This is a genomic window from Pseudomonas fluorescens, from assembly GCF_001623525.1.
Taxonomy (GTDB): Bacteria; Pseudomonadota; Gammaproteobacteria; order Pseudomonadales; family Pseudomonadaceae; genus Aquipseudomonas; species Aquipseudomonas fluorescens_Q.
Map to the genome: position 1 here is coordinate 4,422,116 of NZ_CP015225.1, position 17,784 is coordinate 4,439,899.

Genomic DNA, 17,784 nt, shown 5'->3' on the forward strand with positions numbered 1-17,784 from the left:
TCTGTGGCGAGGGAGCTTGCTCCCGCTGGGCTGCGCAGCGGCCCCAAAATTTTGCGAGCGCTACGCACTCGAGCGGGAGCAAGCTCCCTCGCCACACAGGGTTATCAGTGCCCGGAAAATGCCCTCAGTTCTTGAGACTGGCCTGCACCGCCGCCACGCCATCCTTGCCATCGAAGCTCATGACACCAGCCAACCAGCGCTGAAGATCCTCGGGATGCTCGCGCAGCCATTGCCGGGCGACGTCCTGGGGCGTCTTGCGCTCCATGATCGGCACCATCAACTGACTCTCCTGGGCGGCGGTGAAGGTGAGGTTCTCCAGCAAGCGGTTCACGTTCGGGCAGCGCTGGGCATAGTCCGGCGCGGTCACGGTGGAGACCGTTGCGGCGCCTTCGTTCGGGCCATAGACATCTTCACTGCCGGTCAGGTAGGTGATGTGCATGTTGATGTTCATCGGGTGCGGGGTCCAGCCGACGAAGACCACGAACTCCTTGCGATTCACCGCGCGCTGCACCGCCGCCAGCATGCCTGCTTCGCCGGATTCGATCAGCTTGAAGTCCTTGAGGCCGAAGTGGTTGGTCTCGATCATGGTCTTGATGGTGGTGTTGGCACCGCTGCCCGGCTCGATGCCGTAGATCTTGCCGCCAAGCTGATCCTTGAACCGGGCGATGTCGGCAAAGGTCTTGAGCCCTGCCGCCGCCACGTAGTCGGGTACCGCCAGGGTGGCCTGGGCATCGGCCAGGCTTGGCTTGTCCAATACCTTCACTTGGTTGGCGGCCAGGAATGGCGCGATGTTCTTGTCCATCGCCGGTTTCCAGTAGCCCAGGAAGATGTCGAGGCGCTTGTCGCGGATGCCGGCAAAGATGATCTGCTGCACGGCGCTGGTCTGCTTGCTGTCGTAGCCCAGACCGGTGAGCAGCACATCGGCCATGCCGCTGGTGGCGATCACATCGGTCCAGTTGACCACGCCCATGCGCACGGTCTGGCACGACGCAGGCTCGGCGGCCATCGCCCCGGCGCTCAAGAGGGTGGTACCGCAGAGGATCGACAGACAGCGTTTGAACAGTCTTTTCATCGGGAAGGTCTCGTGCGGCAGCGGATTATTGTAGGTCGGTGTCTTGCTGCACCGTGCCCAAAACATTACGCAGCGCCGAGGGGCTGAAGATGAACTGTGGCGACTCGGTTTTGCACGGTGGCGACAGGTTGAGGGCACTGAAGACCTCTGTGGCGAGGGAGCTTGCTCCCGTTGGGCTGCGCAGCGGCCCCAAAAACTTGCGAGCGCTACGCACTCGAGCGGGAGCAAGCTCCCTCGCCACAGAAGCTGCCTCACCACAGGTTAATGCTTGTAAGCCTGCCGCCCCCACGCCAACAAGCCTTCCAGCAATTGCCTGAGCACCACTTGCGTCGGCTCCGCCAGGTCGGCGCGATAGTTGAACGGTTCGTACTCTTCCATGTAGGTGCTCTGGCACAGTTCCAGTTGCACCGCGTGGATGTCTTCGGCCGGATTACCGTAGTGCCGCGTAATGTGTCCGCCCTTGAACCGCCCGTTGAGCACGTGGGTGAACTGACCATGGCGAGCGCAGATGGCTTCGAGCTGGCTGGCCAGGGTCGGGTCGCAACTGGCACCGTTGAACGTGCCGAGGTTGAAGTCCGGCAGCTTGCCGTCGAACAGGTGCGGGATCACCGAACGGATCGAATGGGCGTCGAACAGCAAGGCATAGCCGAACTCGGCCTTGAGCCGCGCCAGTTCCTGCTGCAGCGCCTGGTGGTAAGGCATCCAGATCTGTTGCAGATACCTCGCCCGCTCCTCGGCCGACGGTTCCAGCCCTTGGCGAAACAACGGCACGCCATCGAACAGCGTCGCCGGGTACAAACCGGTGGTGGCGCCGACGTACATCGGCTTGTCATCGGAGGGGCGGTTCAGGTCGACGACGAACCGTGAGTACTCGGCGGCCAGGGTGCTGGCGCCCAGCTCAGCGGCGAACTCGTAGAGCCTGGGAATGTGCCAATCGGTGTCTGGCAGGCTTTGCGCCTCGGGGATCAGCCCGGCCTGTACCGCCGGAGTCAGGCGCAGGCCGGCGTGAGGCATGCTGATCAACAGCGGCACGCGCCCTTGCATGAAATTCAGGACCTTCTCCACAACCGTTCTCCTCAATCGATTTCCACGCCGTGACGCACGACGCGTTTTTCCAGATCGCCACCGAGCCAGTACGCCAGATCGGCCGGCCGGTCGATGTGCCAGGCGACAAAATCCGCCACTTTGCCGGCCTCCAGCGAACCATGGGTTTGCGCCATGCCCAGGGCCTGGGCCGCATGAATGGTTACCCCGGCCAGGGCTTCTTCCGGGGTCATCCGAAAGCACGTACACGCCATGTTCAACATCAAGCGCAGCGACAGGGCCGGCGAAGTGCCGGGGTTGAGGTCGCTGGCCACGGCGATTTTCACACCGTGCTTGCGCAGGGCTTCCATGGGCGGCAGCTGGGTTTCCCGCAGGAAATAAAACGCCCCCGGCAGCAGCACCGCCACGGTGCCGGAAGCGGCCATGGCCTTGGCATCGTCCTCGGTCATGAACTCCAGGTGATCGGCCGACAGCGCCTGGTAACGCGCCGCCAGGCTGGAACCGTGCAGCGACGACAATTGCTCGGCGTGCAGCTTCACCGGCAGCCCAAGTTGTTGCGCCGTGATAAACACCCGCTCGACCTGCGCCGGGGAAAACGCCAGGTATTCGCAAAAGGCATCCACCGCATCCACCAGTCCTTCGGCTGCCAAGGCCGGAAGCATCTCGCTGCAGATGTGTTCGATGTAGTCGTCGGCGCGATCCTTGTATTCCGGCGGCAAAGCGTGGGCCGCCAGACAGGTGCTGCGTACGCTGACTGGCAGCTCAGCGCCGAGGCGGCGGATGACGCGCAGGATCTTGCGCTCGCTGGCCAGGTCCAGGCCGTAACCGGATTTGATTTCCACCGTGGTCACGCCGTCGCGCATCAAGCTTCCCAGGCGCTTGGCGGCGCTGGCGAACAGCTCGTCTTCACTGGCGGCGCGGGTGGCGCGTACGGTGCTGGCGATGCCGCCGCCGGCTGCGGCAATCTCGGCGTAGCTGACGCCTTGCAGGCGCTGCTCGAACTCACCGCTGCGGTTGCCGCCAAATACCGTATGGGTGTGACAGTCGATCAGCCCCGGCGTGACCCAGGCGCCCTTGAGGTCGTTGACCGCCGGGTAGTCACCCGTCGGCAATTCGGCACGCGGGCCGATCCATTGGATGTGCTTGCCCTGGGTGACGATGGCGGCGTCTTCGATGATCGAGTAGACGCCCTGGGCCATGGTGGCGGCGTGGCAGTTTTGCCAGAGGGTTTTCATTGATGTCCTCCGTCAGGATCATTCCCACGCTCCGCGTGGGAATGCAGTCCGGGACGCTCCGCGTCCCTCGTAGAGCGGAACGCAGAGGGTCCCATGAGGCGTTCCCACGCAGAGCGTGGGGACGATCGAATCAGCCTTACAGGCTCGGCAACAACTGCGCCGTGACCAGCTCGTTCAGGCACCGACTCGCCAGCAATTCACTGGCCGCATTGATGTCCGGCGCAAAGAAGCGGTCCTTCTCGTAAAACGGCACTTGCGCACGCAACAGCCCCCGGGCCCGCTCCAGCTTCGTGGAGGTCTTCAAGCCGCCACGCAGGTCCAGCCCCTGGCAAGCCGCAAGCCATTCCACTGCGAGGATCCCACGGGTGTTTTCGGCCATTTCCCACAGACGCTTGCCGGCAGCCGGGGCCATGGAAACGTGGTCTTCCTGGTTGGCCGAGGTCGGCAGGCTGTCCACCGAATGGGGATGGGACAGCGCTTTGTTTTCACTGGCCAGGGCCGCCGCGGTGACCTGGGCGATCATGAAGCCGGAGTTCACCCCGCCATTGGCCACCAGGAACGGCGGCAACTGCGACATGTGCTTGTCCATCATCAACGAAATCCGGCGCTCGCTCAGGGAGCCGATTTCGGCAATCGCCAAGGCCATGTTGTCGGCGGCCATCGCCACCGGTTCGGCGTGGAAGTTGCCGCCGGAAATCACGTCACCCTCGGCGGCGAACACCAGCGGGTTATCCGACACCGCGTTGGCCTCGATCACCAGCACTTCGGCGGCCTGGCGGAACTGGGTCAGACAGGCACCCATCACTTGCGGTTGGCAGCGCAGGGAGTACGGGTCCTGGACCTTGTCGCAGTTCTGGTGCGAATCGGAGACTTCGCTGCGCTCGCCCAGCAGATCGCGGTAGGCAGCGGCGGCGTCGATCTGGCCTTTCTGGCCACGGGCGGCATGGATGCGTGCATCGAATGGCGAACGCGAGCCGAGCACCGCTTCCACCGTGAGGCCACCCAGGGCCAGGGCACCGGCAAACAGGTCTTCGCCTTCGAACAGGCCACGCAGGGCAAACGCGGTGGACACCTGAGTGCCGTTGAGCAGCGCCAAGCCTTCTTTCGCGGCCAGGGTCAGCGGCGCGAGGCCGGCCACTTTCAGTGCCTCGACAGCCGGCAACCATTCGCCTTTATAGCGCGCCTTGCCTTCGCCCAGCAGCACCAGGGACATGTGGGCCAGCGGGGCCAAGTCGCCGGAAGCACCGACCGAACCTTTAAGCGGTATGTGCGGATAGACCTCGGCATTGATCAGCGCGATCAGCGCATCGATCACCTGCCGACGGATGCCGGAGAAACCCCGGCTCAGGCTGTTGACCTTGAGCACCATGACCAGCCGCACCAGCGCATCGCTGATCGGCTCGCCCACGCCGGCGGCATGGGACAGCACCAGGGAACGCTGCAGGTTTTCCAGGTCTTCGCTGGCGATGCGGGTCGAGGCCAGCAGGCCGAAACCGGTGTTGATGCCGTAGGCGGTACGGTTCTCGGCGAGGATCTGTTCCACGCAGGCGACGCTGGCCTCGATCTGCGCCGACGCGCTGGCGTCGAGGCTCAAGGTCACCGGTTGCTGATAGATGTCACGCAATTGAGCCAGGCTCAATTGGCCGGGAATCAGGTTTAAGGCAGTCATGTATTGCTCCTTTTGAGAGTTTTGTTTTTACCCGCCAGTCGCTCCGGAATGTTCCGTTATCCGTCACCTTCGCCTTTTGGGCGATGCTTTATGGGCAATAGGTGCCTTGGCACGCTGGCGCTATTTTGATCAATTCAAATTCGGTAATACGCGGTGCAGCACGCTCGGGTCTTTAAGCAAGCCGGCGGCACTGGCGATGTCCGGCGCCAGCCAGCGATCCTGGTCGTAGGCCGGCACGCGCTCGCGCAGCAGTTTCCAAGCGATGTCGGTGCCGGTGCCGAAGCGCTGGGCCTTGAGAAATTCAAAGGCTTGGGCCGCCAGCAGGTATTCGATGGCGAGGATCTGCGTGCAGTTTTCCAGCGCCCTGTGCAGCTTCAAGGCCGCGTTGGTGCCCATGCTCAAATGATCTTCTTGCAGGCCCGAGGTGACGAAGTTGTCGAGCACCGCCGGTTGCGCCAGTTGCTTGTTTTCCGCGCACAGCGACGCGGCGACGTATTGCACGATCATCATCCCCGAGTTCACCCCGGGGTTGGCTACCAGGAAGGCCGGCAGGCCGCTGACGTGGGGGTTGATCAAGCGGTCGAGACGACGCTCGGCGATGGAGCCGATCTCAGCCATGGCAATCGCCAGCAGGTCCGCCGCCATCGCCACCGACTGACCGTGGGGGTTGGCCTGGGACATCACCCGGAAATGCTCAGGCGTGCCGAGCAACAGCGGGTTGTCGGTGGCGGCGTTGAGTTCGGTTTCGATCTGTTGCCGCGCATGCGCCAGCTGATCGCGAGCGGCACCGTGCACCTGCGGAATCGAGCGGATACTCAAGGCGTCCTGGGTACGAATGCCCAAGCTCGAGGCGATGACTTCGCTGCCGTCGAGCAAGGCCCGCAAGTTGACCCCGACCTGCTGCATGCCCGGGTGCGGCTTGAGGGCGATGATCTCGGCATCGAACGCGGCAATCTGCCCGCGCTGGGCCTCGAAGCTCATGGCGCCGATCACGTCGGCCCATTGCACCAGCCGCGTCGCATCGGCCAGGGCCAGGCAACTGAGGCCGGTCATGCACGGGGTGCCGTTGACCAGGCACAAACCGTCCTTGGCGCCCAACTGCACCGGTTGCAAGCCTTCGGCGGCCAAGGCCTGCTGAGCTGGCATGATTTGCCCGCGATAGCTGACCTGGCCAACGCCCAGCAGCGCGATGCTGATGTGGGCCATGTGGGTCAGGTAACCCACCGAACCCTGGGACGGCACTTGCGGTGTGATACCCCGGTTGAGCAATGCCAGCAACGCCTCGACCACCCGGCGATGGATGCCGGACTTGCCTTGGCTGTAGTTGAGAATGGCGGCGCAGATAATCGCCCGGGTCTGTTCATCGGAAAGCGGCGCACCGACGCCACAGGCATGGCTGAGCAGGGTGTTGCGCGACAGTTGGCTGAGCTGTTCGTCCTTGAGCGAAACATTGCACAAGGCCCCCAGGCCGGTGTTGACGCCATAGGCGCGCTCGCCGCTTTCGACGATGCGCTGGACGATGGCCTGGGCATTGTCGATCCGCGCCCAGGCCTGGGCCGACAGCTCAAGCTCGGCACCGAAGCGGGCGACGGCGACCACATCCTGCCAACGCAACGGGGCGTCGGCGATTACGATTTTTTCAGCCTGGGACATCTTCAACCTCATGGAAAATTCATCTCAGCAGCACATCTGGCTCAAGGCATAGCCCTTGTGGCGAGGGAGCTTGCTCCCGCTTGAGTGCGCAGCGCTCACAAGATTTTTGGGGCGGCTGCGCCACCCAGCGGGAGCAAGCTCCCTCGCCACAAAAGCACACCGACCACCACAGCCTCACACCACCGCCGCTCGCCGCTGCACAAACCGATCGACATACTCATCCGCCGGCGAATGCAGGATCTCCCGGGGCGTGCCGACCTGGATCAGCTTGCCGTCCTTGAGAATCGCGATGCGGTTGCCGATGCGCACGGCCTCGTCGAGGTCGTGGGTGATGAAGACGATGGTCTTGTGCAGGGTCTTTTGCAGCTCCAGCAACTGGTCCTGCATTTCCGCGCGGATCAGCGGGTCGAGGGCGCTGAAGGCTTCGTCCATCAGGATGATGTCGGTGTCCGCCGCCAAGGCCCGGGCCAGGCCCACGCGCTGGCGCATGCCGCCGGAGAGCTGGTGCGGGTACTTGTTCTCGTAGCCCTTCAGGCCCACGGTGTTGATCCAGTGCAGCGCCCGTTCGGCGCACACCTGTTTGCTCTCGCCGCGCACTTTCAAGCCATAGGCGACGTTGTCCAGCACGCTCTTGTGGGGCAGCAGGCCGAAGCTCTGGAACACCATGCTGATCTTGTGCCGGCGAAACTCGCGCAGGGCGTCCATGTCCAGTTGCAGGATGTCTTCACCGTCCACCAGGATCGCACCACTGGTAGGATCAATCAGCCGATTGAAATGGCGCACCAACGTGGACTTGCCGGAACCGGACAGCCCCATGATCACGAAGATCTCACCCGTGCCGATACTCAGCGACAGGTCGTTCACGCCGACCACGCAGCCGGTTTCGGCCAGCACTTGGTCCTTGGTCTTATTCTGGCGGATCAGCTCCAGGGCTTCCTTGGAGCGATTGCCGAAAATCTTGAAGACGTTCTTGACTTCGATTTTGCTGATGGCTGCGTTGTTCATTTGCTCACCTCATGCCGAGGACGACCATAGGCCTGGGTAATACGGTCGATGACCACGGCGAGAATCACGATCGCCAGCCCGGCTTCCAGGCCGCGGCCGACGTTGAGGGTCTGGATGCCCACCAGCACGTCTTCACCCAGGCCACGGGCGCCGATCATCGAGGCGATGACCACCATCGACAGGGCCATCATGGTGGTCTGGTTGATCCCGGCCATGATGCTCGGCAGGGCCAGGGGCAGTTGCACGCCGAACAACTGTTGCCAGCGGTTGGCGCCGAAGGCGTTGATGGCTTCCATCACTTCGCCGTCTACCTGGCGGATGCCCAGGTCGGTCAGGCGGATCAATGGCGGCGCGGCATAGATCACCGTGGCGAAAATCGCCGGGACCTTGCCCAGGCCGAACAGCATCAACACCGGAATCAGGTACACGAAGCTCGGCATGGTCTGCATGATGTCCAGCAGCGGCATCAGCACCGAACGCAGGCGATTGCTGCGCGCCGAGAGGATGCCCAGGGGAATGCCGATCAACACCGAGATCAGCGTCGCCACCAGCATCAGGGCGAGGGTCTGCATCAGTTTGTCCCACAGGCCCACCGCGCCCACCAGGAACAGCAGGCCGACGATCACTGCCGTGGCCACGACCTTGCGGGTGGCGTGCCAGGCAATGCCGCCGACGATGGCCAGCATCAGCCACCAGGGCGCCATGCGCAGCAGGCCTTCGAGGTTGACGATGGCCCACAGCAAGGTGTCGGAGATGTGCCGGAACACATCGCCATAGTTGGTCACCAGGGCGTCGACCCAACCGTTGACCCAGTCGGCGATGGAGAAGGTAAAGCTTTCGGGAAACATAAGAGACTCTCGATCAGGTGGATGCAGTGAACGTCCCGGCCAACCCTAGGATTGGCCGGGGGATTCGACCTACAGAGCCGCGTCGATTTTCTTGGCAGCGTCTTCACTGACCCAGGCGTGCCAGACTTCAGGATGTTCCTTCAGGAAGATCTTCGCCAGTTTCGGCGACTCGATCCGCTCCTTGGCCATGCGCCCGAGGTTCTGGTTCAGGATATCGATGGGCAGGTTGACCTTTTCCAGCACCGTCACCAATTCAGGTGCCTCGTCGTGGAAGGTCTTGGACAGGCCGACCTTGATGCTCACGCTTTTATCCACGCCCGGTTTTTCTTCCAGTTTCACCAGGTCCACCTGGCCCATCAGCGGCGTCGGCGACCAGTAGTAGAACAGGATCGGCTCGCCACGCTTGTAGCTCGACAGCACCGCCGCATCCAGGGCCGGGCCGGTGCCTGGACGGAAGTTGGTGTAGGTTTTTTCCAGGCCATAGCTTTTCAGCATTTCGCTGTTGTCCAGCTCACAGGTCCAACCGGCCGGGCAGTTGTAGAAACGGCCCTTGGACGGCTCTTCCGGGTCCTTGAACACGGCAGCGTATTGACCCAGGTCGGCGATGTTCTTCAGGCCCGGGGCCTTGGCTTCGAGCTTGCGCTTGGCGTCGCCCTCAACCACGTAGCGCGGCACATACCAGCCTTCGATGGCCCCCACCACCGGGGCGCCGACGCCGACCACCTTGCCGGCCTTCTCGGCCTTGTTCCACACCTCGCTGCGGCCGACCCACTCTTCGGCAAACACCTGGATGTCGTTGCTGCTCAGGGCATTCTCCATGGTGATGGAGTTGCCTGGCAGGCTGTCGGTCTTGCAGCCGTAGCCTTTTTCCAGCACCACTTGCAGGACGTCGGTCAGCAGCATGCCGCTTTCCCAGTTCAGGCCGGCGAACTTCACCGGTTTGCCCGACTCGCACCAACCCGCCGCTTGTGTGGCGCCGGCGCCGGCCAGCAGGCCCATGGAAAGCAGTGTGGTCAGCAGGGTCTTGTTCGACTTCATTATGTGACGCTCCTAATCAGTTGGATTGGCTTACGGCAGTCAAGAGGCATCCAGCCCTGTCAACGTCCCATCAGACCGCTTGGATGCGGCCCGCCCTGCTCGGTTGTGCGTCAACCGCGTCCTGCTCGAGCGGCAGGATCAATTGATCGGGTACAGCGCTGTGCCATTTCTTGGCGGCGACGTAATACAGCCCCGCCGGGACCACCAGACCGATGATCCAGGAAATGTCCACACCGCCCATGGCTCCCACCAGCGGACCGGTATAGAACTTGGTGGCGATAAATGGCAGTTGAACCAGTACACCGAAGACATAGACGCTGATACCCAAGGCGTTCCAACGACCGTAGCGGCCATTCGGATCGGCCAGTGCCGGCACGTCATAGCGCTCGCGGGTGATGCAGTAGTAGTCCACCAGGTTGATCGCGCTCCAAGGCGTAAAGAACGCCAGCAAGAACAGGATGAAGGACTTGAACGCACCGAGGAACGAGTGCTGGCCGAGCAGCGCGATCAGCGTCGCAGCGCCGACGATGACCAGCACGAAGACCAGACGCTGCAAGCGCGTGACGTTCAGGTGACCACGAAAACCGCTGATGATGGTCGCGATGCACATGAAGCTGCCGTAGGAGTTCAGCGTGGAGATGGTGACCTTGCCGAATGCGATGCTGAAGTACAGCAGCGCAGCCGTGGCGCCGGCACCGCCCAGGCCCACGATGTAGGCCACTTCGTGACCGGCGAACTGCCCATTGGCCGAGGCCGCGGCAAACACGCCGAGGATCATCGCCACCTGCGCGCCGATGACTGAACCTGCGCCTGCGGCAAAAAAGGTTTTCACCGAGGAAGTTTGGCTCGGCAGGTAACGCGAATAGTCCGCCACATAGGGGCCGAAAGCGATCTGCCAGGAGGCCGCGAGCGACACCGCCAGCAGGAAGCTGCTCCAACTGAAATGGCGGATTTGCAGGAGTGCGCCAACGTCCGTCTGGCTGATCAGGCGAGCGAACAGGTAAACGAAGGCGATCACACCCAGGATGCTGGCGACACGGCCAATGAAGTGAATCACCCGATAACCAAGCACCGTGACCAACACGATGACACTGGCGAAAATGAGGATGCCGACACTGTCGCTGACATCAAACAACTGGCCCAGCGCCTGACCGGAAAGCACGGTGCCCGTCGCGGTGAAACCCAGGTACATCAGGCACACCAGCACGATCGGGATGGCCACGCCATACACACCGAACTGCACCCGACTGGAGATCATCTGCGGCAGGCCAAGCTTGGGCCCTTGCGCGGCATGCAGGGCCATGACGCCACCGCCGAGCACTTGGCCGATCAGCAAACCGATCAACGACCAGAACACATCACCGCCAAGCACCACCGCCAATGCACCGGTGACAATGGCAGTGATTTGCAGGTTGGCCCCCATCCAGAGGGTGAACTGGCTCAACAGCCGACCGTGTCGCTCCGCTTCCGGGATGTAGTCGATCGAACGTTTCTCGATCAACGGCTTGCTGCTTGCGCGTGTGCTACTGACAGCCATGGTTCAACCTCTGTGGATTGTTCTGGAATTCATTTTCGCCGCTGCTTCCCTGTGGGAGCGAGCTTGCTCGCGATAGCGGTGGGTCAGCAGACAATGCTGTTGACTGACACGCCCTCATCGCGAGCAAGCTCGCTCCCACAAGGGGGCCGGGGTTACTTGCCGGTGATCATCGGCAAGTTCAGCCCCTGTTCCTTGGCACAATCGATCGCGATCTGGTAACCGGCATCGGCATGGCGCATCACCCCAGTACCCGGATCGTTGTGCAGTACGCGAGCAATGCGCTCGGCCGCCTCGTCGGTACCGTCGCAGACGATCACCATGCCCGAGTGCTGGGAGAAGCCCATGCCGACGCCGCCACCGTGGTGCAGCGACACCCAGGTCGCGCCGCTGGCGGTGTTGAGCAAGGCGTTGAGCAACGGCCAGTCGGAGACCGCATCGGAACCGTCCTGCATGGATTCGGTTTCACGGTTGGGGCTGGCCACGGAACCGGAGTCCAGATGGTCGCGACCGATCACGATCGGTGCCGACAATTCGCCGCTGCGCACCATCTCGTTGAACGCCAGGCCCAGCTTGGCGCGCTGGCCCAGGCCGACCCAGCAGATCCGTGCCGGCAAACCCTGGAAGCTGATGCGCTCGCGGGCCATGTCCAGCCAGTTGTGCAGGTGAGCGTCGTCGGGGATCAGTTCCTTGACCTTGGCGTCGGTCTTGTAGATGTCCTGCGGATCACCGGACAGCGCGGCCCAGCGGAACGGGCCGATACCGCGGCAGAACAGCGGACGGATATAGGCCGGGACGAAACCAGGGAAGTCGAAGGCATTTTCGACGCCCTCTTCCTGGGCCATCTGGCGGATGTTGTTGCCGTAGTCGAAAGTCGGCACGCCCATTTTCTGAAAGGCCAGCATGGCTTTGACGTGGATGGCCATCGATTGCTTGGCGGCCTTCACCACGGCGGCAGGTTCGGTCTTGGCGCGGGCACGGTACTCGTCCCAGGTCCAGCCGGCCGGCAGGTAGCCGTTGAGCGGGTCGTGGGCGCTGGTCTGGTCGGTGACCATGTCCGGACGCACACCACGACGGACCATTTCCGGCAGGATCTCGGCAGCGTTCCCGCACAGGGCGATGGAAATCGCCTTGCCTTCGGCGGTGTATTTCTCGATGCGCGCCAGGGCGTCGTCGAGGTCGGTGGCTTGCTCGTCGACATAGCGGGTTTTCAGGCGGAAATCGATGCTCACCTGCTGGCACTCGATGTTCAGCGAGCACGCACCGGCCAGAGTCGCGGCCAAGGGTTGCGCACCGCCCATGCCGCCCAGGCCGGCGGTCAGGACCCAGCGCCCCTTGAGGTTGGAGTCGTAGTGCTGGCGACCAGCCTCGACGAAAGTTTCGTAGGTACCCTGCACGATGCCCTGGCTGCCGATGTAGATCCAGCTGCCGGCGGTCATCTGGCCGTACATGGCCAGGCCCTTGGCGTCGAGTTCGTTGAAGTGCTCCCAACTGGCCCAGTGCGGCACCAGGTTGGAGTTGGCGATCAGGACGCGAGGGGCGTTGCTGTGGGTCTTGAACACACCCACCGGCTTGCCGGATTGCACCAGCAGGGTTTCGTCGTCGTTCAGGTTGGTCAGGCTTTCGACGATCTTGTCGTAGCACTCCCAATTGCGCGCCGCGCGACCTATGCCACCGTAGACCACCAGTTCCTTGGGGTTCTCGGCCACTTCCGGGTCGAGGTTGTTCATCAGCATGCGCAGCGGCGCTTCAGTCAGCCAGCTCTTGGCGGTCAGCGTGTTACCGCGAGGGGCACGGATTTCAACGTCACGGTATTTTTCAGGTTTGCGGGTAGCGTCGGTCACAGCAAAAACTCCTCAGCGATCAATCCAGACCAGCCCGGGCAGTGGGCAGCGATTTAGCGAACGTTGCGTTGAATATCAGTGACTCATACGCATACGTCTTTACTTGTATGTACAAGCATATGCAATCAAGCGGCCAACTTGTTGGAGGTGGTGTTCAGAAACGGTTGGGGAATTGGCTGAAAGCCTTGTGATTTCAGGGCTGCTGAGCGGCATGAAATTTTTTAAGAGGGTTTTCGAGGGGAGAATCGGAGGTTCACAGAAGCATGGTGTTGCGCCACGCTGGGGCATTCGGTAACAAATTGGTGCGAAAAGAGGAAACAGCGAGGACGAGGCTTTTTGTGGCGAGGGAGCTTGCTCCCGCTGGGCTGCGCAGCAGCCCCCTCTCAAGCTCACTCAATCAACCTGATCCACCGCGTCGCCGGGTTTTAGGGCCGCTTCGCGCCCCAGCGGGAGCAAGCTCCCTCGCCACGGGAATTGGGCATGGCGCGGGTTAGGGGAATGCCTCGAATCAGTGTCAGTTTCAAGAGCTAATCGGTTGGTTGACCGGGATGCTTTTGTGGCGAGGGAGCTTGCTCCCGCTGGGCTGCGCAGCAGCCCCCTCTCAAGCTCATTCAATCAACCTGTTCCACCGCGTTGCCGGGTTTTAGGGCCGCTGCGCGCCCCAGCGGGAGCAAGCTCCCTCGCCACGGGGAATTGGGCACGGAGTGGGTTAGGGGAATGCCTTGAATCGGTGTCAGTTTCAAGAGCAAATCGGTTGGTTGACCGGGATGCTTTTGTGGCGAGGGAGCTTGCTCCCGCTGGGCTGCGCAGCAGCCCCTCTCAAGCTCACTCAATCAACCTGATCTACCGTGTCGCCGGGTTCTAGGGGCGCTGCGCGCCCCAGCGGGAGCAAGCTCCCTCGCCACAAGAGTGTGTTAGCCGGAAATCAATGGGCCGTCAGCTCAATCACGCAGCATTGACCGTGAGTGGAGACATCCACCAACCCGGTGTTACCGCTCAGTTGCAAACAGTCGTAGAGGCCCAAGTCCACAGCGGACTCACCGAACTTGATAGCCAGCCCCGGGGCGGCACTGAACACCAGCACCGTTTCCGCGTCACTGAAAAACCGCTGCTGGCCGCCCAACCACTGCAACCGCGCCCGGTAACGTTGCGGCGCGTAGATCAGGTTGAAGTCACGAATCGGTCCGCCCAGCAGCGTGCAAAACACATGGCTCTCGCCGCTGAACGCAAAAGGGTCCAGCGGATGCAGAGGTCGCGTGGCCTGGCCATCGACGTTCAGCGTCATGCCGCTCCCCTGCAAGACACTGATGACCCGCTCGTAACCGGCGAAGGTGGAGAAACCGCCCGACTCACCGATGTCGGCAATCGACAGCCGCCAGCCGAAACCTTCCAGGCCGGTGCCGGCATCGCGAGTGATTTCTTCGGTGCTGCCGCCACCGTTTTTCCACGGCATGCGTGGGTAGTCTGTCGCGCGTAAAACCTTCAAATGGCTCATTTATGAAAGCGCCCTTCCAGACTGTGACGGGAACCCGGATGGATCAGGCGCGCAGCGGTCACCGGCTGGCGCCCGGACCAGGTACGGCGGCGGATCAATAGACACGGCTCGCCCCTTTCGATCTGCAACAGCTTGCATTCACTTGGCTCGGCCAGGATCGCCTCGACCACATGCTCGCCCTCGGTCAGCGGCGCGACCTGGTTCAGATAGGCGTAGGGCGTTTGCACGGTGAAGTCCTGCTTGAGGTAGTCAGGCGCCACCAGCGCGTTGACGAAACGGTCCTCGATTTGCACGGGGATGTCGTTCTCGAAATGCACGATCAGCGAATGGAACACTTTCTGGCCTTCGCGCATATCCAGGGCCAGTGCCCGCTCGGAACCGGCCGCCTCTTCTTCCAGGGTGATGACCTTGCACGTGTGGCGATGACCGCGGGAGGCGATTTCGTCGGCGATGTTATGCACTTCGAACAACGCGGACTGACTCTTGGGCTCGGCCACGAAGGTGCCGACACCCTGCATGCGCACCAACAGGCCGTCGGCGGTCATTTCCCGCAGCGCACGGTTGATGGTCATGCGACTGAAGCCCAGTTGGCTGACCAGTTCGCTTTCCGACGGCACGCGGTAATGCGGCGGCCAGTTTCCACTGTCGATCTGCTGGGTGATCATCTGTTTGACGCGGGCGTACAGGGGTGCCGGACTGTCACCCATGTTTGCGGCCAGCGGCGGTTTGGCAGGCGGAGTCGACACGGCGGTTCCTTGTTCTGCGGATAAGAATGCTAGCTTGCCGGAGTTTACCGGCCAGGCAAACGTCTGTATATGTATATACAAATTACGCACGATGAGGTTGAACCATGTCCGCCTTCTTTGCCGAACGCGCGCTGCTGCCTAGTGGATGGGCCCATGATGTACGTCTTGAGGTCGATGCCGAAGGCGTCCTGACCCATATCCAGGCCGGTTCCCACGCAGACGGCGCCGAACGGCTGGGCGGCCCGCTGTTGCCGGGTATGCCGAACCTGCACTCCCATGCCTTCCAACGGGCCATGGCCGGGCTGGCGGAAGTGGCGGGCAATCCCAACGACAGTTTCTGGACATGGCGCGACTTGATGTACCGCCTCGTCGGAAAAATCAGTCCCGACCAACTCGGCATCATTGCCCGCCAGCTGTACATCGAAATGCTCAAGGCCGGCTACACCTCAGTCGCCGAATTCCACTATGTGCACCACGACACCGATGGCGCACCCTACGCCGACCCGGCGGAGCTGGCCCTGCGCATCAGCCACGCCGCCAGCGCTGCTGGCATCGGCCTGACGCTGCTGCCGGTGCTTTACAGCCACTCGGGGTTTGGTGGCCAGGCGCCCAATGACGGGCAACGCCGGTTCATCAACAGCACCGAAAACTACTTGAAGCTTCAGTCGCGCTTGCAGCCGATCCTGGCCGGGCAGCCGTCCCAGGCGCTGGGTCTGTGCTTCCACTCGCTGCGTGCCGTGACGCCCGGGCAGATCCAGGATGTGCTGGCCGCCAGTGACCGCGAGTGCCCGGTGCACATTCACATTGCCGAGCAGCAGAAGGAAGTCGACGACTGTCTGAGCTGGAGCGGCGCCCGTCCGCTGCAATGGCTATACGAAAACACCGAAGTCGACCAGCGCTGGTGCCTGGTCCACGCTACCCACGCCAACGCCCAGGAAGTCAGCCTCATGGCCAGGAGCCGGGCGATTGCCGGCCTGTGCCTGACCACCGAAGCCAACCTGGGGGACGGGATTTTCCCCGCCGTGGATTTCCTCGCCCAGGGCGGGCGCCTGGGAATCGGCTCTGACAGCCATGTCTCGCTGAGCGTGGTCGAAGAATTGCGCTGGCTGGAATATGGCCAGCGCCTGCGGGATCAACGGCGCAACCGCTTGTATCGGGCGGATCAGCCTATGGTCGGTCGCACCTTGTTCGATGCGGCGCTGGAAGGCGGCGCCCAGGCCCTGGGGCAACCGATCGGCGCCCTCGACATCGGCAAGCGCGCCGACTGGCTGGTTCTCGATGGCAGCGACCCATATTTGGCCACGGCCCAGGGCGACGCAATCCTCAATCGCTGGCTGTTTGCCGGTGGCGATCGCCAGGTACGCGATGTGATGGTCGGCGGCCGGTGGGTGGTGCGCGATGGGCGGCATGCCGGCGAAGAAGAAAGCGCCCGCGCGTTTACCCAGGTCTTGCGCGAGCTCTTAGGCTGACGCAGATAAAAAGTGTGGGAGCGGGCTTGCTCGCGAAGGCGGTTTGTCAGCTAACGATTATGTCGGCTGATACACCGAATTCGCGAGCAAGCCCGCTTCCACATTGAATACTTGCAGGCAGTCAGTCCGAAGTCTTGGCCATCTGTCGATCCGACGCGCGCCAGATCAGTCGTGTCGTGTCATAGCCCTGCTGGCGTGCCATGCTCAGCAGTTCCTCGCGCACGACGCTATTGACGGTCGGTGTACGGGACAGCAGCCACATGTAGCGACGGCTCGGGTCGCCGACGATGGCGGTCTTGTAGTCATCGCTGACGTACAACACCCAGTATTGCCCTTTCGCCACGCCCGGCACGATCCGCGAAAACCAGTTGTCGAACTCGACCCAGAGCTTGTCGGTCTTGCCCGGCACCTGCGGCGTGGCAGTGCCCCTGGCTTCTTCCCACTGCCAGTCCGAGGTCAGGCAGCGATTGAGCACGCCCACGCTGCCGTCTGGCTTGAGGGTGTAGTGAGCTTCCGATTGCGCGCAATTGCGCTGGAAATACATGGGCAGGCGGGCCAACTCATACCAGGTGCCTTGGTAGCGCTTGAGATTGACGCTGTTGACCGTCTTGGGTGCCAGCGGATCTTCGCCAGAAGTGGCACAGCCAGCCAAAATCAGGCCAGCCAAAAGCACAAAAACTAACCGCATCATTATTTTTCTCCCGCGGGCACTGTGGCCAGCATGGTTAGTTCGTCAGTTCTACTTCTGGCGCCGAAGTAGAACTGACGAACTAACCATACTGGCCACCATCCCCGGTTTACTTCAGGCCTTGGCCGGAAAACATCAACACTTTGTCACCGGCGTACTGCACGCTGATAAAGCTTTTCTGGTCGCCCCAGGTGCAACTGGACATGCCGAGCGCGCCCGAGCAATCGGTCGGTTTCCCCAGTAACGTTTCGACTTCGGACTTGGGCATGCCAGCCGACAGCTTCGAATAGTTTTCCTGGTTGACCTTGCTGCATGCAGTCAATACGACACACACAAACAACAAGGCGATAGATCGCAGCGACATGGTGTACTCCTGGAACGGAAGGGGGGTGGCAGGTGCCAACCAGAAGCTTAGAAGAGAAAACCCCTATCTGGTTCCCCGAC

The 17,784-nt window shown here is 62.3% G+C and carries 15 protein-coding genes; 1 reads left to right on the forward strand and 14 read right to left on the reverse strand.

The features are described from left to right. Positions 1 to 124 precede the first annotated feature (124 nt). The 12 genes from TK06_RS18980 to hutC all read right to left on the reverse strand — a co-directional run bounded on the left by TK06_RS18980 (position 125) and on the right by hutC (position 15,144). Positions 125 to 1,072, reverse strand: a complete 948-nt coding sequence (locus TK06_RS18980) for a choline ABC transporter substrate-binding protein (protein ID WP_063323333.1) — start codon at positions 1,070 to 1,072, stop codon at positions 125 to 127. Between the two features lie 261 nt (positions 1,073 to 1,333). After that, positions 1,334 to 2,137, reverse strand: coding sequence for an N-formylglutamate deformylase (gene hutG / locus TK06_RS18985; protein WP_063323334.1), 804 nt, complete (start codon positions 2,135 to 2,137; stop codon positions 1,334 to 1,336). Between the two features lie 11 nt (positions 2,138 to 2,148). Then, on the reverse strand, positions 2,149 to 3,351 hold the full coding sequence (gene hutI, locus TK06_RS18990; RefSeq protein WP_063323335.1) for an imidazolonepropionase: 1,203 nt from the start codon (positions 3,349 to 3,351) through the stop codon (positions 2,149 to 2,151). 136 nt (positions 3,352 to 3,487) lie between these two features. Continuing rightward, positions 3,488 to 5,020, reverse strand: a complete 1,533-nt coding sequence (gene hutH / locus TK06_RS18995; RefSeq protein WP_063323336.1) for a histidine ammonia-lyase — start codon at positions 5,018 to 5,020, stop codon at positions 3,488 to 3,490. A 129-nt stretch (positions 5,021 to 5,149) separates the two neighbouring features. Continuing rightward, positions 5,150 to 6,673, reverse strand: coding sequence for a histidine ammonia-lyase (hutH, locus tag TK06_RS19000; RefSeq protein WP_063323337.1), 1,524 nt, complete (start codon positions 6,671 to 6,673; stop codon positions 5,150 to 5,152). A gap of 174 nt (positions 6,674 to 6,847) precedes the next feature. Then, positions 6,848 to 7,678, reverse strand: coding sequence for a quaternary amine ABC transporter ATP-binding protein (locus TK06_RS19005; protein ID WP_063323338.1), 831 nt, complete (start codon positions 7,676 to 7,678; stop codon positions 6,848 to 6,850). Then, a complete protein-coding gene (locus TK06_RS19010; RefSeq protein WP_041024738.1) occupies positions 7,675 to 8,526 on the reverse strand; it encodes an ABC transporter permease in 852 nt (283 codons plus the stop codon). Before TK06_RS19010 ends, TK06_RS19005 begins: the two co-directional genes overlap by 4 nt. A 69-nt stretch (positions 8,527 to 8,595) precedes the next feature. Continuing rightward, the gene (locus TK06_RS19015; protein ID WP_063323339.1) at positions 8,596 to 9,564 is read right to left on the reverse strand and encodes an ABC transporter substrate-binding protein; all 969 of its coding nucleotides are present in this window, start codon (positions 9,562 to 9,564) and stop codon (positions 8,596 to 8,598) included. 70 nt (positions 9,565 to 9,634) lie between these two features. Then, positions 9,635 to 11,101 (reverse strand): purine-cytosine permease family protein, encoded by a 1,467-nt coding sequence (locus TK06_RS19020; RefSeq protein ID WP_063323340.1) that lies wholly within the window; start codon positions 11,099 to 11,101, stop codon positions 9,635 to 9,637. A gap of 152 nt (positions 11,102 to 11,253) precedes the next feature. Then, the gene (gene hutU, locus TK06_RS19025; protein ID WP_063323341.1) at positions 11,254 to 12,942 is read right to left on the reverse strand and encodes a urocanate hydratase; all 1,689 of its coding nucleotides are present in this window, start codon (positions 12,940 to 12,942) and stop codon (positions 11,254 to 11,256) included. A gap of 925 nt (positions 12,943 to 13,867) precedes the next feature. Further along, on the reverse strand, positions 13,868 to 14,437 hold the full coding sequence (locus TK06_RS19030; protein WP_063323342.1) for a HutD/Ves family protein: 570 nt from the start codon (positions 14,435 to 14,437) through the stop codon (positions 13,868 to 13,870). After that, the gene (hutC, locus tag TK06_RS19035) at positions 14,434 to 15,144 is read right to left on the reverse strand and encodes a histidine utilization repressor (protein WP_170845945.1); all 711 of its coding nucleotides are present in this window, start codon (positions 15,142 to 15,144) and stop codon (positions 14,434 to 14,436) included. The genes TK06_RS19030 and hutC overlap by 4 nt, the downstream gene beginning before the upstream one ends. A gap of 143 nt (positions 15,145 to 15,287) precedes the next feature. Between hutC and TK06_RS19040 the strand changes: the two genes are divergently transcribed. Next, entirely contained in the window at positions 15,288 to 16,652 is a 1,365-nt protein-coding gene (locus tag TK06_RS19040; RefSeq protein WP_063323344.1) for a formimidoylglutamate deiminase, read from the forward strand. 121 nt (positions 16,653 to 16,773) lie between these two features. On the opposite strand, the gene TK06_RS19045 is transcribed toward TK06_RS19040, so the two are convergent. Both TK06_RS19045 and TK06_RS19050 read right to left on the reverse strand, forming a co-directional pair. Next, positions 16,774 to 17,343 (reverse strand): lipocalin family protein, encoded by a 570-nt coding sequence (locus TK06_RS19045; protein WP_063323345.1) that lies wholly within the window; start codon positions 17,341 to 17,343, stop codon positions 16,774 to 16,776. 106 nt (positions 17,344 to 17,449) lie between these two features. Further along, the gene (locus TK06_RS19050) at positions 17,450 to 17,704 is read right to left on the reverse strand and encodes a hypothetical protein (protein WP_003196877.1); all 255 of its coding nucleotides are present in this window, start codon (positions 17,702 to 17,704) and stop codon (positions 17,450 to 17,452) included. Positions 17,705 to 17,784 lie beyond the last annotated feature (80 nt).

Bases quoted from the DNA above. Each gene is read 5' to 3' on its own strand.
- TK06_RS18980 (WP_063323333.1), bottom strand. From the start codon at position 1,072: ATGAAAAGACTGTTCAAACGCTGTCTGTCGATCCTCTGCGGTACCACC.
- hutI (WP_063323335.1), bottom strand. From the start codon at position 3,351: ATGAAAACCCTCTGGCAAAACTGCCACGCCGCCACCATGGCCCAGGGC.
- hutH (WP_063323336.1), bottom strand. From the start codon at position 5,020: ATGACTGCCTTAAACCTGATTCCCGGCCAATTGAGCCTGGCTCAATTG.
- hutH (WP_063323337.1), bottom strand. From the start codon at position 6,673: ATGTCCCAGGCTGAAAAAATCGTAATCGCCGACGCCCCGTTGCGTTGG.
- TK06_RS19005 (WP_063323338.1), bottom strand. From the start codon at position 7,678: ATGAACAACGCAGCCATCAGCAAAATCGAAGTCAAGAACGTCTTCAAG.
- TK06_RS19010 (WP_041024738.1), bottom strand. From the start codon at position 8,526: ATGTTTCCCGAAAGCTTTACCTTCTCCATCGCCGACTGGGTCAACGGT.
- TK06_RS19015 (WP_063323339.1), bottom strand. From the start codon at position 9,564: ATGAAGTCGAACAAGACCCTGCTGACCACACTGCTTTCCATGGGCCTG.
- TK06_RS19020 (WP_063323340.1), bottom strand. From the start codon at position 11,101: ATGGCTGTCAGTAGCACACGCGCAAGCAGCAAGCCGTTGATCGAGAAA.
- TK06_RS19030 (WP_063323342.1), bottom strand. From the start codon at position 14,437: ATGAGCCATTTGAAGGTTTTACGCGCGACAGACTACCCACGCATGCCG.
- hutC (WP_170845945.1), bottom strand. From the start codon at position 15,144: ATGGGTGACAGTCCGGCACCCCTGTACGCCCGCGTCAAACAGATGATC.
- TK06_RS19040 (WP_063323344.1), top strand. From the start codon at position 15,288: ATGTCCGCCTTCTTTGCCGAACGCGCGCTGCTGCCTAGTGGATGGGCC.
- TK06_RS19045 (WP_063323345.1), bottom strand. From the start codon at position 17,343: ATGATGCGGTTAGTTTTTGTGCTTTTGGCTGGCCTGATTTTGGCTGGC.
- TK06_RS19050 (WP_003196877.1), bottom strand. From the start codon at position 17,704: ATGTCGCTGCGATCTATCGCCTTGTTGTTTGTGTGTGTCGTATTGACT.